This window comes from Bradyrhizobium sp. (assembly GCF_049691595.1).
In the GTDB taxonomy this organism is placed as follows: domain Bacteria; phylum Pseudomonadota; class Alphaproteobacteria; order Rhizobiales; family Xanthobacteraceae; genus Bradyrhizobium.
Window position 1 is genome coordinate 1 of the sequence record NZ_JBAVNZ010000233.1, and the last position, 13,248, is coordinate 13,248.

15 protein-coding genes are annotated in these 13,248 nt (G+C 65.0%); 12 read left to right on the forward strand and 3 right to left on the reverse strand.

The features are described 5' to 3' along the window. The 3 genes from WCE35_RS10385 to WCE35_RS10395 form a co-directional block, all read left to right on the forward strand. Positions 1-428, forward strand: a 428-nt coding sequence (locus WCE35_RS10385; protein WP_424593250.1) for an HPr kinase/phosphorylase, incomplete at its 5' end; no start/stop codon positions are given. A gap of 179 nt (positions 429-607) precedes the next feature. Then, positions 608-1,009 (forward strand): PTS sugar transporter subunit IIA, encoded by a 402-nt coding sequence (locus tag WCE35_RS10390; protein ID WP_422282408.1) that lies wholly within the window; start codon positions 608-610, stop codon positions 1,007-1,009. Continuing rightward, positions 1,006-1,332: an HPr family phosphocarrier protein gene (locus WCE35_RS10395; RefSeq protein WP_424593251.1), complete on the forward strand. Its 327-nt coding sequence runs from the start codon at positions 1,006-1,008 to the stop codon at positions 1,330-1,332. The genes WCE35_RS10390 and WCE35_RS10395 overlap by 4 nt, the downstream gene beginning before the upstream one ends. A gap of 41 nt (positions 1,333-1,373) precedes the next feature. Here WCE35_RS10395 and WCE35_RS10400 read toward each other — a convergent pair whose 3' ends face one another. Both WCE35_RS10400 and WCE35_RS10405 read right to left on the reverse strand, forming a co-directional pair. Continuing rightward, positions 1,374-2,171, reverse strand: coding sequence for an SDR family NAD(P)-dependent oxidoreductase (locus tag WCE35_RS10400; protein WP_424593252.1), 798 nt, complete (start codon positions 2,169-2,171; stop codon positions 1,374-1,376). A 44-nt stretch (positions 2,172-2,215) separates the two neighbouring features. After that, positions 2,216-3,826 (reverse strand): glycosyltransferase family 39 protein, encoded by a 1,611-nt coding sequence (locus WCE35_RS10405; protein ID WP_424593253.1) that lies wholly within the window; start codon positions 3,824-3,826, stop codon positions 2,216-2,218. A 114-nt stretch (positions 3,827-3,940) separates the two neighbouring features. Here WCE35_RS10405 and lepA point away from each other — a divergent pair, with 114 nt between their 5' ends. The 9 genes from lepA to modC all read left to right on the forward strand — a co-directional run bounded on the left by lepA (position 3,941) and on the right by modC (position 12,741). After that, on the forward strand, positions 3,941-5,752 hold the full coding sequence (gene lepA, locus WCE35_RS10410; protein ID WP_424593254.1) for a translation elongation factor 4: 1,812 nt from the start codon (positions 3,941-3,943) through the stop codon (positions 5,750-5,752). A 117-nt stretch (positions 5,753-5,869) separates the two neighbouring features. After that, positions 5,870-6,091 carry a DUF2283 domain-containing protein gene (locus tag WCE35_RS10415; protein WP_424593255.1) on the forward strand — a complete coding sequence of 74 codons (222 nt, stop codon included), beginning with the start codon at positions 5,870-5,872 and terminating at the stop codon, positions 6,089-6,091. Positions 6,092-6,365: 274 nt separating this feature from the next. Then, on the forward strand, positions 6,366-7,601 hold the full coding sequence (locus WCE35_RS10420; RefSeq protein WP_424593256.1) for an MFS transporter: 1,236 nt from the start codon (positions 6,366-6,368) through the stop codon (positions 7,599-7,601). Between the two features lie 103 nt (positions 7,602-7,704). Next, on the forward strand, positions 7,705-8,877 hold the full coding sequence (locus tag WCE35_RS10425) for an acyl-CoA dehydrogenase family protein (protein WP_424593257.1): 1,173 nt from the start codon (positions 7,705-7,707) through the stop codon (positions 8,875-8,877). A 92-nt stretch (positions 8,878-8,969) separates the two neighbouring features. Beyond that, complete coding sequence (locus WCE35_RS10430) at positions 8,970-9,338, forward strand: DUF1801 domain-containing protein (RefSeq protein ID WP_424593258.1); 369 nt, start codon at positions 8,970-8,972, stop codon at positions 9,336-9,338. 93 nt (positions 9,339-9,431) lie between these two features. Then, positions 9,432-10,379 carry a penicillin-insensitive murein endopeptidase gene (mepA, locus tag WCE35_RS10435; RefSeq protein ID WP_424593259.1) on the forward strand — a complete coding sequence of 316 codons (948 nt, stop codon included), beginning with the start codon at positions 9,432-9,434 and terminating at the stop codon, positions 10,377-10,379. Positions 10,380-10,576: 197 nt separating this feature from the next. Continuing rightward, positions 10,577-11,362: a molybdate ABC transporter substrate-binding protein gene (gene modA, locus WCE35_RS10440; RefSeq protein ID WP_424593260.1), complete on the forward strand. Its 786-nt coding sequence runs from the start codon at positions 10,577-10,579 to the stop codon at positions 11,360-11,362. A gap of 6 nt (positions 11,363-11,368) precedes the next feature. Beyond that, on the forward strand, positions 11,369-12,064 hold the full coding sequence (gene modB / locus WCE35_RS10445) for a molybdate ABC transporter permease subunit (RefSeq protein WP_424593261.1): 696 nt from the start codon (positions 11,369-11,371) through the stop codon (positions 12,062-12,064). 2 nt (positions 12,065-12,066) lie between these two features. Beyond that, on the forward strand, positions 12,067-12,741 hold the full coding sequence (gene modC / locus WCE35_RS10450) for a molybdenum ABC transporter ATP-binding protein (RefSeq protein WP_424593262.1): 675 nt from the start codon (positions 12,067-12,069) through the stop codon (positions 12,739-12,741). Positions 12,742-12,771: 30 nt separating this feature from the next. Here modC and WCE35_RS10455 read toward each other — a convergent pair. After that, positions 12,772-13,248, reverse strand: a 477-nt coding sequence (locus WCE35_RS10455) for a transporter associated domain-containing protein (RefSeq protein WP_424593263.1), incomplete at its 5' end; no start/stop codon positions are given.

Consider the following 13,248-nt stretch of genomic DNA (forward strand, 5'->3'; position numbering starts at 1 on the left):
GCGCCGTGCTGATCCGGGGGCCATCGGGTTCCGGCAAGTCGCGGCTGGCGTTCGACCTGATCCTGTCAGGACGGTCAGGGCTGCTGCCACGGGCCGTCTTGGTCGGCGACGACCGTGTCCATCTCGACACAAGTGCCGGAAAAATGTTGGTGCGACCGGTACGAGAATTAGCCGGCTTGATGGAGATTCGCGGGCTCGGCATCCGCAGATGTGACTTCGCGGCGGAGGCGATCGTAGGCCTCGTCGTCGATCTCGACGCCACCGACGCCGAACGGCTGCCGCCGCCAGAAGCTCTGCAAATGCGCATAAATGGTGTTATATTACCCCGAATTCCCGTGCCGCGGGATTTCGCGCCTCTTGCACTGGTTGTAGCTGCCCTGACGACAGCTGAAAGTTCATCTTCCATTAACCCTTCGGACAATTGTTAGAAGGGGATTGGTAACCATATAAGCCTCACTATCGCCACGAAATAGACTGGCGCTGGCTCCCCTTTGTGCCGCCAAGTGCCGGGAGTATAGCCGAGATGCCCTCTTGCGCAGGGGCTCCGGATGGTCAATGTGGCGCGTTCGTGCGGTGCACCAAAAAAGCACCCCGCGAGGAGTTTTCGATGATTGGTCTGGTGCTTGTGACCCATGGGCGGCTTGCCGATGAATTCAGGGCAGCGCTCGAACACGTGATGGGTCCGCAGAAACAAATTGAAGCCGTCACGATTGGAGCCGACGACGACTCCGATCTGTGTCGAAGCGACATCATCGAAGCGGTCAACCGCGTCGACAGCGGCGACGGCGTAGCCATCCTCACCGACATGTTCGGCGGCACGCCGTCCAATCTCGCGATTTCCTGCATGAGCCGCCCGAAGGTGGAAGTACTCGCAGGCATCAATCTTCCCATGCTGGTCAAGCTTGCCAAGGTGCGCGAGGAGCGGTCGCTTCCGGACGCCATCGCCATGGCCCAGGAAGCCGGCCGCAAATACGTCACCATCGCCAGCCGCGTTCTCGCCGGCAAATGAGCGACGAGGCCTCGCCGGGAGACGAGGCCGCGCCAAGCGTGCCCGCGGGCGCGATCTCGCGCGAACTTCTGATCATCAACAAGCGCGGCCTGCACGCGCGCGCTTCCGCCAAATTCGTCCAGATGGTCGAGCGCTTCAACGCCGACGTCTGGGTGACGCGCGGCAGCGAGACCGTCGGCGGCACCTCGATCATGGGGTTGATGATGCTGGCCGCCGGTCCCGGAACCCCGATCGTCGTTTCCGCCGCCGGCCCCGAGGCACAGGCCGCCATCGACGCGATCGCCGAACTGGTCGCCGGAAAGTTCAACGAAGAGGGTAACTGACCTGCATCGAGCATGGTGCGGGCTTTCGCTCGAAAAGGCGCCTAGAACGGATTGGTGACAATGCCGCCATCGACGCGGAGGGCCGCGCCGTTGGTTGCGCTCGAGGCTTTCGAGCAGACATAGCAGATCAGGTTGGCGACCTCCTCCGGGGTGGCGTAACGTTGCAGCAACGACGCCGGCCGGCGTTCGGTGAACATGCGCGCGGCGAGTTCCCCGGCCGTCGTTCCCAGTGCCTTGGCGCGGGCGGCCAGACGAACCGGCGCCATTTCGACCCAGGTCGGACCCGGCAGCACCGAGTTCACCGTGACGCTGGTTGATTTGGTCAGCTCGGCCGCCCCGCGCGCGATGTAGAGCTGCGCGGCCTTGGAGAAGCCATAGTGAATCATCTCCTTGGGAACATAGACGGCGGATTCGCTCGAGACGAACACGACCCGGCCCCAGTCCTTATTGTCCAGCATCCGCTTGAGATAATGCCGCGTCAGGCGTGCCCCGCTCATCACGTTGACTTCGAACATTCTCGTCCAGTCGGCGTCCTCGATATCGAAAAAGGCCTTCGGCTCGTAAATTCCGAGACTGTTGACGAGGATGTCGACCTCGGGAAATTGCGCCACCAGCGCGGCGCATCCATCAGCACCGCCGAGATCGAACGCCGCCGCATGCAGCCTGGCAGCCGGCAACGATTGCCTGACCTTTGCGATCGCATCGACGACATTGGCGTTCTCTCGTCCGTTGATGATCACTTCCGCGCCCATTCGCGCGAGCCCGACGGCGGTGGCGAGCCCAATGCCTCGCGTCGAGCCGGTGACAAGCGCAATCTTTCCTGTGAGGTCGAGATCCATGCGTAGCCCCTCTCGAAATTCCCGTTCGTTGGTCCGGCGAACGCTTATTTCGCCGGCGGCGCGATGTAGATCTTCCAGTTGGCCACCGGACCGCGATGGCCGTGGAAGAAGCGCTGCGTGGTCATCACCAGGCGTTCGCCATCCCCGGCATTCTCCGCCATCCACTTCTCGCATTCCACGAGCCGCCAGTCCGCCGTATCGCAGATGCCGATGAAGCCAAATCGCCGGGCGGCCTCGAGCGAGGTCAGGCCCGACGACCACAATTCGCCTGGCGTAAACGGCGCCGGATGATCCGGACTGTAGAACGTCATCGGCTCGCCGATCTCCGTCGTGCCGGCGACAACCGCCCATCGCGAATGGAAGCGGCTGCGCCAGGCTTCGGTCAATTCGCGCGCAAGCTCGGATCGCGGGCCGTAGGTCGACGAGCCGTTCGGATTGACGGCCATCTCGCTTGCGGCGATGTAGGGCGAGGCGAACAGCGCCGCGAGCGTGATCACCAGCCAGATCGCGGCGATATGGAACAGCGCCACCGCCGGCAGGCGCAGCCACGGGATCGCGACCAGCGCCAGCGGCGCCAGGAAGAACAGCGAGATGCCCCAGTCGGTCTTCATGTAGACCGTGAAGATCACCGCGCCGAGCGGCGGCCCGATCGCGACGATGATCTGGATGACCCAGACATTGAGCGCCTGGGACAGGTTGACGCCCGGGCTGGCGCCGCGCGACCAGTCGCGCGTCAACCGCATCGACGGCCATCGCATCCCTGGGGTCCAGGCCAGCGCCAGCGCCGCCAGCGCGACCGGCGCCGCCAACAGCGCGCTGTTGTGGCCGATATAGCCGAGCACAAGCTTAAGGTTCAGCGCGCGGTCCGACAGGCTGTAGACGTCGCCGGCATAGGTCAGCGGCACGAAGTCCACCTGCTTCAGCCAGACCAGATGCGGGATCATGGCGATGGCGAGGGTCGCTATCGCCACCCACGGCGCCGGCGAACGCAGGAACTGCATCCGCTGGGGATGAATCAGCGCCGCCAGGCCGATGGCACCGATCATGGTCAGCACCCAGTATTTGGTCATCAGCGCCAGCGCGCCGGCCAGCCCCAGCCACACCCCGGATCTCGCGCTGCGCTTCTCGAACGCATGCAGATAGGCCAGCACCAGGAGCGGCAAGGTGGCGAGCTGCAACAGGTCCGGATTATATTTGAAACCCTTGAAGTTGAAGATCGGATAGAGCGCGAGCATCACCACGACGAAGAAGGCGCGGCGCCGGTCGACCACGCGGAGCGCGATCAGCCAGCAGATCACGAGCCCGAAACCGACCGTGGCCATCGCCAGCGCATAGCTCGCCCAGTCGGCGACGGGAAAGATCCTGAACCAGACGCCTGCGACCCATCCTGACAGCGGCGGGTGCTTGCCATAGCCGAGCTGGAATTTCTGGCCCCAGGCAAATGCCTCCGCGACGTCCATATGGACGTCCTGCGCCACCTTCAGATTGACCAGGATCAGCGTCCACAGCACGGCATGGGCGAGCGCGAAGCCGATCACCAGCCACAGGCCCGCCTTGGGATCGCTGGCGCGCGCGGCGAGCCAGGCGGCCAGTCGCCGGAAGGTCAGCCCATGGTTTGCGCGCGCGGCCGCGGGCAGAAGAGATGCAGTCGACATGGCCCTGTGCGTAGCGCGTTTTTCGCTTCAGTGGAATCAGCTTGGCGGGAACAAAACCGCTTGAAATACTGCAACATGGTTGCCGCATGGGGAGGCGAATGCTATCCCGCGCCCATGACAACCGCCCCGATTTCCAACATCCGCAACTTCGCCATCGTCGCCCATATCGACCATGGCAAATCGACGCTGGCCGACCGCCTGATCCAGATGACGGGCGGGCTTACGGATCGCGAAATGGCGGGCAAGGAGCAGGTGCTCGATTCCATGGATATCGAGCGCGAGCGCGGCATCACCATCAAGGCGCAGACGGTGCGGCTCAACTACCACGCCAGGGACGGCAAGGATTACATCTTCAACCTGATGGACACGCCGGGCCATGTCGACTTCGCCTATGAGGTCTCGCGCTCGCTCGCGGCCTGCGAGGGTTCCCTGCTGGTGGTCGACGCCAGCCAGGGCGTCGAGGCGCAGACGCTCGCCAATGTCTATCAGGCGCTCGACAACAATCACGAGATCGTGCCGGTTCTCAACAAGGTCGACCTGCCCGCGGCCGAGCCCGAGAAAGTGAGACAGCAGATCGAGGACGTGATCGGCATCGACGCGTCGGAAGCGGTGATGATCTCGGCCAAGACCGGTTTAGGGGTTGCCGACGTGCTCGAGGCCATCGTCACCCGCCTGCCGCCGCCGAAGGGCGACCGCGACGCGACCTTGAAGGCGCTATTGGTCGACAGCTGGTACGACGTCTATCTCGGCGTCGTCGTGCTCATTCGAGTGGTCGACGGCACCATGAAAAAGGGCCAGCGCATCCGCATGATGGGCACCAATGCTGCCTACGACGTCGAGCGCGTCGGCTTCTTCACGCCGAAGATGACGCAGGTCGACGAGCTCGGCCCCGGCGAGATCGGCTTCATCACCGCCGCGATCAAGGAAGTGGCCGATACGCGGGTGGGCGACACCATCACCGACGACCGCAAGCCGGTCACCAAAATGCTGCCGGGCTTCAAGCCGGCGATTCCCGTGGTGTTCTGCGGCCTGTTCCCGGTCGACGCCGACGATTTCGAGTCGCTGCGCGCGGCGATGGGCAAATTGCGCCTCAACGATGCCAGCTTCTCGTTCGAGATGGAAACCTCCGCCGCGCTCGGCTTCGGCTTTCGCTGCGGCTTTCTCGGGCTGTTGCATCTGGAGATCATCCAGGAGCGCCTGCATCGCGAATTCGATCTCAATCTGATCGCGACCGCGCCGAGCGTGATCTACAAGATGCACCTGACCGACGGCCAGGAGATCGAGATCCACAATCCCGTCGACATGCCCGACGTGGTCAAGATCGCCGAGATCCAGGAGCCGTGGATCGAGGCCACCATCCTCACTCCCGACGACTATCTCGGCAGCGTTTTGAAACTGTGCCAGGACCGCCGCGGCGCGCAGAAGGAGCTCACCTATGTCGGCTCCCGCGCCATGGTGAAATACGACCTGCCGCTCAACGAAGTCGTGTTCGACTTCTACGACCGCCTGAAGTCGGTCTCGAAGGGCTACGCCTCGTTCGACTATCATCTGACAGACTACAAGCCGGCCGATCTCGTCAAGATGCAGATTCTCGTCAACAACGAGCCGGTGGATGCGCTGTCGATGCTGGTGCACCGCGCCCGCGCCGAAGGCCGCGGCCGCGCCATGGTCGAGCGGATGAAGGAATTGATCCCGCCGCACATGTTCCAGATCCCGATCCAGGCCGCGATCGGCGGCAAGGTGATCGCACGCGAAACCGTGCGCGCGCTGCGCAAGGACGTCACTGCGAAGTGCTACGGCGGCGACATCACGCGCAAGCGCAAGCTTCTGGAGAAGCAGAAGGAAGGCAAGAAGAAGATGCGGCAGTTCGGCAAGGTCGACATCCCGCAGGAGGCGTTCATCGCCGCGCTGAAGGTGGATAGCTGAGATAAAATACCCGTCATTCCGGGATGGTCCGAAGGACCAGACCCGGAATCTCGAGTTCCGGGTTCGATGCTTCGCATCGCCCCGGAATGACAACTGGCGGAACGCGAGGCGAAAGCCATGACTGATATCACCTACGACGATCAAGCCGACGCGGTGTACATCTCCGTCGGCCACGGCAAGATTGACCACACGGAAGAGACGGGACCGTTCATTTACGATGTCGATGCCGAGGGACGCATTCTCGGCATCGAAATCCTGTCGGCAAGCAAGGTTCTGGCGCCCGGAGACTGGAAAAAAGCTGGTTCAGCGGAACAAGAGCGGACCGCTGCCGCCGGGTAGAAGACTGGCGCGGCTTCGACGAGAGCTTCGCGACCCGCGCGTGTTGGCAGAAATCCACCGCGAGGCAGCGCTGATGTCCCAGCATCCGGAAGATGAGGCCCTCAATGACTGGATTGAAGCGACTTATGATTGGGACAGTTGGAAGTGAGCACGGAGATGTCGCGCTCCGTTCCAAAGCAATAGCGAACCTTGCGTGCGCCACCTTGCTCCGCGGCACCGGACGAGGCACCATGCTTTCGCTCAATCATGAAATCCAGAAGCGGCGAGGAAACGCATGAGCAAGCCCTCCGGATTGGCGTATGGCTGGATCGTGGTCGGCGCCGGCGCGCTGATGACCTGCGTCGGGTTCGGGGCGATGCTGTCGCTCGCCGTCTTCCTGCAGCCGATTTCGGAATCGATGGGCTGGTCGCGCGCCGGTGTTTCGGCGGCGGCGACGATCGATTTCCTCTGCATGGGGATCGCCGCCTTCTTCTGGGGATCGCTGTCCGACCGGTTCGGCACCCGCATCGTCGTCCTGATTGGCAGCGTGCTGCTCGGGATCGGCCTGGTGGCGGCGAGCCAGGCCACCAGCCTGTGGCAGTTCCAACTGCTGTTCGGCGTGCTGATCGGCATCGCGGCAGGCAGCTTCTATGCCCCGATGATCGCAGCGGCCAGCGCCTGGATCGAACACCGCCGCAGCCTCGCGGTCGCGCTGGTTTCCGCCGGCATGGGCGTAGCGCCGCTGACGGTCGCTCCCGCCGCAAGCTGGCTGATCACGGCCTATGACTGGCGCACGGCAATGCTGATGATCGGCATCGCCGCATGGGCGCTGCTGATTCCGGCCGCGCTGCTGGTGCGCCCGGCGCCTCAAGCCGCCGCGCCAACGGCCGCGGGCGGAGCCGGCGCGGCGGAATTGCAATGGACCGCCGCGCAGGCGTTCCGGACGCCGCAGTTCATCACGCTCGCATGCGCGCATTTTGCCTGCTGCGCGGCCCATTCCGGGCCGATCTTTCACATGGTGTCTTATGCGATGATCTGCGGCATCGCGCCGATGACGGCGGTGAGCGTCTACAGCCTCGCCGGACTCTCCGGACTTGGCGGCCGCCTCGCGCTCGGCGCGCTGGCCGATCGCATCGGCGCCAAGCCGGTGCTGGTCGGCGGCTTGTCGGTGCAGGCATTGGCGGTCGCGACCTATCTCGCGGTCGGCCAGCTCGGTGAGTTTTATGCGCTGTCGGTGATCTTCGGTCTCGCCTATGGCGGCGTGATGCCGCTCTATGCGGTGCTGGTGCGGGAATATTTCGGAGCCCGCATCATGGGAACGGTGTTCGGCGCGGTCTCCGCCTTTGCGAGCCTCGGCATGGCGCTCGGACCGTGGGCCGGCGGCTTTGTGTTCGACACCTTCCACGGCTATGGCTGGCTCTATGTCGGCTCGTTCGGCATCGGCCTGGCCGCCGTCGCGGTTGCGCTGAGCTTCCCGTCGGCGAGCAGGCCGTCGCAGCCTTCGCTCGATCTCGGGCGCGCTGCGGCATGATTCGAATGCCCGGTTGTCACCCCCGCCCGTCTTGATCGCTGGCGGCGGATAGGTCACGATTGCCCGTTCGCCCGACCAGAAGACCAAGAACACGGGGAAACGCATGAACAAGCTTCCCACTATCGACCTCGTCGAGTGCGCGCGGGCGCTTGCGCCGCTGATCGCGCGCGAGGCCGATGAGATCGAGCGGACGCGGCGCCTGACGCCGGCCGTGACCTCCGCCTTGATCGAAAACGGGCTTTATCGGGCGCTGCTGCCGAGAAGCCTTGGCGGCGCCGAGGCGCCGCTGGAAATGTTCATGCAGATGCAGGAGGAAATCGCCAAAGCCGATGCCTCGACGGCCTGGTGCCTTGGCCAGTGCAGCGTCTGCGCCATGACGGCGGCCTATCTCGATCCCGACGCGGCGAACGAAATCTTCAATGTCGCACCCGGCATCCTGGCCTGGGGCGCGATCGCCCATGAAGTCCACGTCGTTCCCGGCGGCTACAAGGCCAATGCGCGCTGGGATTTCGCCAGCGGTTCAAGGCAGGCGAGCTGGCTTGGGGCCCATGTACGGATCGTCGAATCCGATGGCACGCCGCGGCGCAAGGCGGACGGTTCGCCGGAAATCCGCACCATCCTGTTCCCGGCGACCAGCGCCACGATGTACGACGTCTGGGACGTGATCGGGCTGAAGGGCACCGGCACCGACTCGTATTCGGTCCATAATCTGTTCATCCCGGAACAATTCGCCGCGCTCCGCGACGACCCCTCGGCGTTGCGCGAAAACGGGCCGCTCTACAAGCTCACCACCAACATGGTGTTCAGCATGGGCTTTGCCGCGACCGCGCTCGGCGTCGCCCGCGCCACGCTGGACGCCGCCATTGAGCTGGCGCGCGGCAAGACACCGCAAGGTCTCAAGGCCATGCGCGACAACAATGCGGTGCAGGGCCTGATCGGGCGCACTGAGGCCAGCCTGCGCGCCGCGCGCGCCTATCTCTACGCCACCGCGGCGGAGGTCTGGCGCGATCTCGTGCGTGGCGATCCCGTCACCGAAGCCCACCGCGTGGCGCTGCGCCTCGCCGCGACCTGGACCATCCATCAGTCGGCGTCCGTGGTCGATGCCGCCTATCACATGGCGGGCGCCACCGCGGTGTTCGCCGCCAACCCGTTCGAGCGGCGTTTTCGCGACATGCACGCGATCGCACAGCAGATCCAGGCCCGCGACACCCATTACGAGGATGCCGGCAAGGCTATTCTCTCGGCCAAGCTCAATGTGCCGCCGACGACGCGATGAAAGAGCCAACCGGGAAAAGCGCGTCTAGGAAACTTCCTGCCGGAAATTTTAATCCCGCCGTCGAAGCGGTCTTCAACGCCTGCCCCAGGCCGGTGAAGGCAAAATTGCTGGCGCTGCGCCGGCTGATCTTCGACACCGCAACGGCTACCAAGGGCGTCGGCGCGCTGGAGGAGACGCTCAAATGGGGACAGCCGAGCTACCTCACCCCGGAGACCAAGAGCGGCAGCACCATCCGGATCGATCAGGTGAAGACGGCCGCCGGGCAATACGCGGTCTATTTTCATTGCCAGACCGATCTGGTCGAGACGTTTCGCGCGCTTTATCCGGAGCTGAGTTTTGGCGGCAACCGCAGCATCCTGCTCGACGCCAGGGACAAGCTTCCGGAAGCGGCGCTGCGCCACTGCGTGGCGCTGGCGCTGACCTATCATCTCAACAAGCGCAACCCGGCGCGGACGAAATAGAAGCCGATATCGTCAGACGACGAACGCGCGCGGTTGGCGCCGTTTTCCGCAGCCGCCGAATCCATGCTACGCTCGAGCGGACAGAGTGATCCGATGAGCCCCCGCCCGTTTCTGATGCCGCTTCTGACAGCTGCCCTGGTCGCCGGCGCTACCGTGGCGTCGGCGCAGGACAAGGGCAGCGTCGATCTAAAGCCGCTGCCGCCGCTGGCCAATCCCAACGATCCCAAGATCGGCGCCAAGGAACTGTTCGGGCGCAAGGTGCTGCCGGCGGCGATGCCGACACGCGTGGTCGGCTTTTACGCCAAGGGCTGCATCGCGGGCGCGGAAGGCTTGCCGATCAACGGCGAGACCTGGCAGGTGATGCGGCTGTCGCGCAACCGCCACTGGGCGCATCCCGACATGGTTGCACTGGTCAAGCGGCTGGCGGCCAGGGCGCACAAGGATGCGGGCTGGCCGGGGATTTTGGTCGGCGACATGTCGCAGCCACGCGGTGGTCCGATGTTCACCGGCCACGCCAGCCATCAGGTGGGGCTGGATGCCGATATCTGGCTGACGCCGATGCCGAACCGGCAATTATCACGCAACGAGCGCGAGGAGATGTCGGCGGTCATGATGGTGCGCGAGGACCGGCTCGACGTCGATTCGAAAGTATTCACGCCGGGCCACCTTGCCGTGATCCGTGCCGCGGCGCTGGAGCCGGGCGTGCAACGCATCTTCGTCAACGCCGCGATCAAGAAGGCCTTGTGCCGCGAGGCCGGGGGCGATCGAAGCTGGCTCTCCAAGGTGCGGCCGATGTACGGCCACGACTATCATTTCCATATCCGTATCCAATGCCCGCCGGGCAACGGCGAATGCGAAAGCCAGCCCGAACCGTCCGAAGGCGAGGGCTGCGGCGCCAGCGACCTCGCCTACTGGTTCAGGGATTCGGTGATCCATCCGAAGCCGCCCAAGGTGCCGCCGAAGCCCAAGCCGCCGATGACGCTGGCGCAACTGCCGGCCGCCTGCAAACAGGTGCTGGCCGCCCCGGACGCGAAGCAATAGGCAAAGCCCGCGGCGGCTTGTCCGTAGCGGCGACTTTGCTCCGCCTCAAACAATGCTGTAGGCTCGCGGGCGCGATGTCCGGCTGGATCGTAAGTCCGCTGGATTGCCGGAACGGCGCTTCCGCCTGTCGCATCCAACCACTGCCAACGCTTGTGTCGCGCGTGCCTCGCGCCCGCCAGCACGCATGGAGCGCCACGATGCCTCGCCTCGCCGCGGTTCTTGCCGCCTTCGTCATCCTCTGCGGATCGGCTTGCTCGCCTGCCCCGGCTGAAGACCGGAGCATCACGGTCTTCGCCGCGGCGTCGATCAAGAACGCGCTCGACGAGGTCGATGACGCCTACACCGCGAAGACCGGCGTCAGGGTCACCGCGAGCTATGCCGCGAGCCCGGCTCTGGCAAAGCAGATCGAACTGGGCGCGCCGGCCGATATATTCGCCTCCGCCGACACCGACTGGATGGACCACGCAACGGCCAGACAAGCCATCGACGCGCCGACCCGGGTCAACCTGCTCGGCAACAGCATCGTGCTGGTCGCACCGGCAGATTCCAGGATCGAGCGCGTGGACATCGGCCCCGGCTTCGATCTGGCAAAACTCGCCGGCGACGGCCGGATCGCCACCGGCGACGTCAAGGCTGTGCCGGTCGGCAAATATGCCAGGGCGGCGCTGGAGAAGCTCGGCGCCTGGCAGGCCGCCGAGCCGAAATTCGCGATGACCGAGAACGTGCGCGCTGCGCTTGCGCTGGTGGCGCGCGGCGAAGCTGATCTCGGCATCGTCTATTCGACCGACGCCAGGGTCGAACCGGGCGTCAGGATCGTCGGCACTTTTCCGGCTGATTCGCATCCGGCAATCATCTATCCCGTTGCGGCGACGACGACCGCGAAGCCGGAAGCGGCGGGTTACCTTGCGTTCCTTCGCTCCACCGCGGCGAAGACCATTTTTGAGAGATACGGCTTCAAGTTCCTCGTCAGCCCAACCACGTAAGCCAAAATGTTCGAGATTTCACCAGCCGAATGGACGGCGATCCTGCTGTCGCTGCGGGTCGCCATCCTTGCAACGCTGGTGGCGACGCCGCTCGGCATCGCTTTGGCGTGGCTGTTGGCGCGACGGGACTTCTGGGGCAAGTCGGTGCTCGACGCGCTGGTTCACCTGCCGCTGGTGCTGCCGCCGGTGGTGACGGGTTATCTGTTGTTGCTCACATTCGGCCGCCGCGGCCTGGCTGGAGCGTGGCTTTCGGATCATCTCGGCATCGTGTTCGCGTTTCGCTGGACCGGGGCGGCGCTCGCCTGCGGCGTGATGTCGTTTCCGTTGCTGGTGCGCCCGATCCGGCTCTCGATCGAGGCGGTCGACCGGCGGCTGGAGCAGGCCGCGGGCACGCTCGGCGCCGCGCCGTGGCAGGTGTTTGTGACCGTGACCTTGCCGCTGGCGCTGCCGGGCGTGCTGGCCGGCATGGTGCTCGGCTTCGCCAAGGCGATCGGCGAGTTCGGCGCGACGATCACCTTCGTCTCCAACATTCCCGGCGAGACCCAGACCATTTCGTCCGCGATCTACGCGCTGATCCAGACCCCTGATGGTGACACCGCGGCGGCACGGCTCGTGATCATTTCCATCGTGATCGCGATGGGCGCCCTGATCGCGTCCGAATGGTTCGCGCGCCGCGCCACAAAACGCCTGCACGGGAATTGACCATGCTGCGGGTCGATGTCGAAAAACAGCTCGGCGAATTCTCGCTTGCCGCCGCCTTCACCAGCGAGAGCCGGGTCACCGGCCTGTTCGGCGCTTCCGGCGCCGGCAAGACCTCGCTGATCAACATGATCGCCGGCCTGCTGCGGCCCGATCGCGGCACCATCGCGCTCGACGGCGAAATCCTCGACGATACCGATGCGCGCGTGCATGTCCCGCCCCACCTGCGGCGCATCGGCTATGTGTTCCAGGATGCGCGGCTGTTTCCGCATCTTGATGTCCGGCAAAATCTCGATTACGGGCGGCGCATGAACCGCCTTGCCGACGATCCGGCGCAGCGCGCGCGCGTGACCGACCTGCTCGATATCGGCGGTCTGCTGGATCGCCGGCCCGGAAAACTCTCCGGCGGCGAGCGCCAGCGCGTCGCGCTCGGCCGCGCGCTGTTGTCAAAGCCGCGATTGCTGCTGCTCGACGAGCCGCTGGGCTCGCTGGACGAGGGCCGCAAGGAGGAGATCCTGCCCTATCTCGTGCGGCTGCGCGACGAGGCCAATGTGCCGATGGTCTATGTCAGCCACGACGCCGCCGAGCTGCGCCAGCTCGCCACGGAGATCGTGATGCTCCGCCGCGGACGGGTCACCGCGCTCGGCGGGGTCAAGCTGCTGGCGGGTACGGCCACATAATCCAGCCGCTTCGTCATCGCAATGGCGAGACTAAACCCCCGCCACCGACGACCAGATGTCCGCCAGCTTGCGCTTGAACGCCTGCGCGCGCGTCAGCGGCTGGCCTTCGTCCGCATCCTCCGGCAGGCGAAGGCCGATCGCATTGACGCGGCCGCCACTCAGGTTGCGCGCGACCAGCACGATGGTATCGAGATCGAGCGTCGCGCCTTCCTTCGGGGCGTTGTCGAGATGGACGTCGAAATAGTCGGCCAGCGTCAGCTTTTCCTGCCCTTCGCCCACCGCCACGCCGTAGATCTCGGCAAGTTCGCCAAGGGTATGCTCGCCGGAGACAACGAAATCGCCGAGCAGATGCGGATCGGGGGCGATGCCCGGCGCCATGTCGACGAAGAAGCGGTCCAGCGCCTCGGCCTTCTCCGGCGGCGCCAGCAGGTAGACGTAGTCGCCCGCACGGATCGGATCGGCCTCGGCCGGCGAGAGGATATGCTCGTCGCGGATCACCAGCGTCGG

Excerpts from the sequence above, each read along its gene's own strand:
- WCE35_RS10390 (WP_422282408.1), top strand. The coding sequence starts at position 608 with ATGATTGGTCTGGTGCTTGTGACCCATGGGCGGCTTGCCGATGAATTC.
- WCE35_RS10395 (WP_424593251.1), top strand. The coding sequence starts at position 1,006 with ATGAGCGACGAGGCCTCGCCGGGAGACGAGGCCGCGCCAAGCGTGCCC.
- WCE35_RS10400 (WP_424593252.1), bottom strand. The coding sequence starts at position 2,171 with ATGGATCTCGACCTCACAGGAAAGATTGCGCTTGTCACCGGCTCGACG.
- WCE35_RS10405 (WP_424593253.1), bottom strand. The coding sequence starts at position 3,826 with ATGTCGACTGCATCTCTTCTGCCCGCGGCCGCGCGCGCAAACCATGGG.
- lepA (WP_424593254.1), top strand. The coding sequence starts at position 3,941 with ATGACAACCGCCCCGATTTCCAACATCCGCAACTTCGCCATCGTCGCC.
- WCE35_RS10415 (WP_424593255.1), top strand. The coding sequence starts at position 5,870 with ATGACTGATATCACCTACGACGATCAAGCCGACGCGGTGTACATCTCC.
- WCE35_RS10420 (WP_424593256.1), top strand. The coding sequence starts at position 6,366 with ATGAGCAAGCCCTCCGGATTGGCGTATGGCTGGATCGTGGTCGGCGCC.
- WCE35_RS10425 (WP_424593257.1), top strand. The coding sequence starts at position 7,705 with ATGAACAAGCTTCCCACTATCGACCTCGTCGAGTGCGCGCGGGCGCTT.
- mepA (WP_424593259.1), top strand. The coding sequence starts at position 9,432 with ATGAGCCCCCGCCCGTTTCTGATGCCGCTTCTGACAGCTGCCCTGGTC.
- modA (WP_424593260.1), top strand. The coding sequence starts at position 10,577 with ATGCCTCGCCTCGCCGCGGTTCTTGCCGCCTTCGTCATCCTCTGCGGA.
- modB (WP_424593261.1), top strand. The coding sequence starts at position 11,369 with ATGTTCGAGATTTCACCAGCCGAATGGACGGCGATCCTGCTGTCGCTG.
- modC (WP_424593262.1), top strand. The coding sequence starts at position 12,067 with ATGCTGCGGGTCGATGTCGAAAAACAGCTCGGCGAATTCTCGCTTGCC.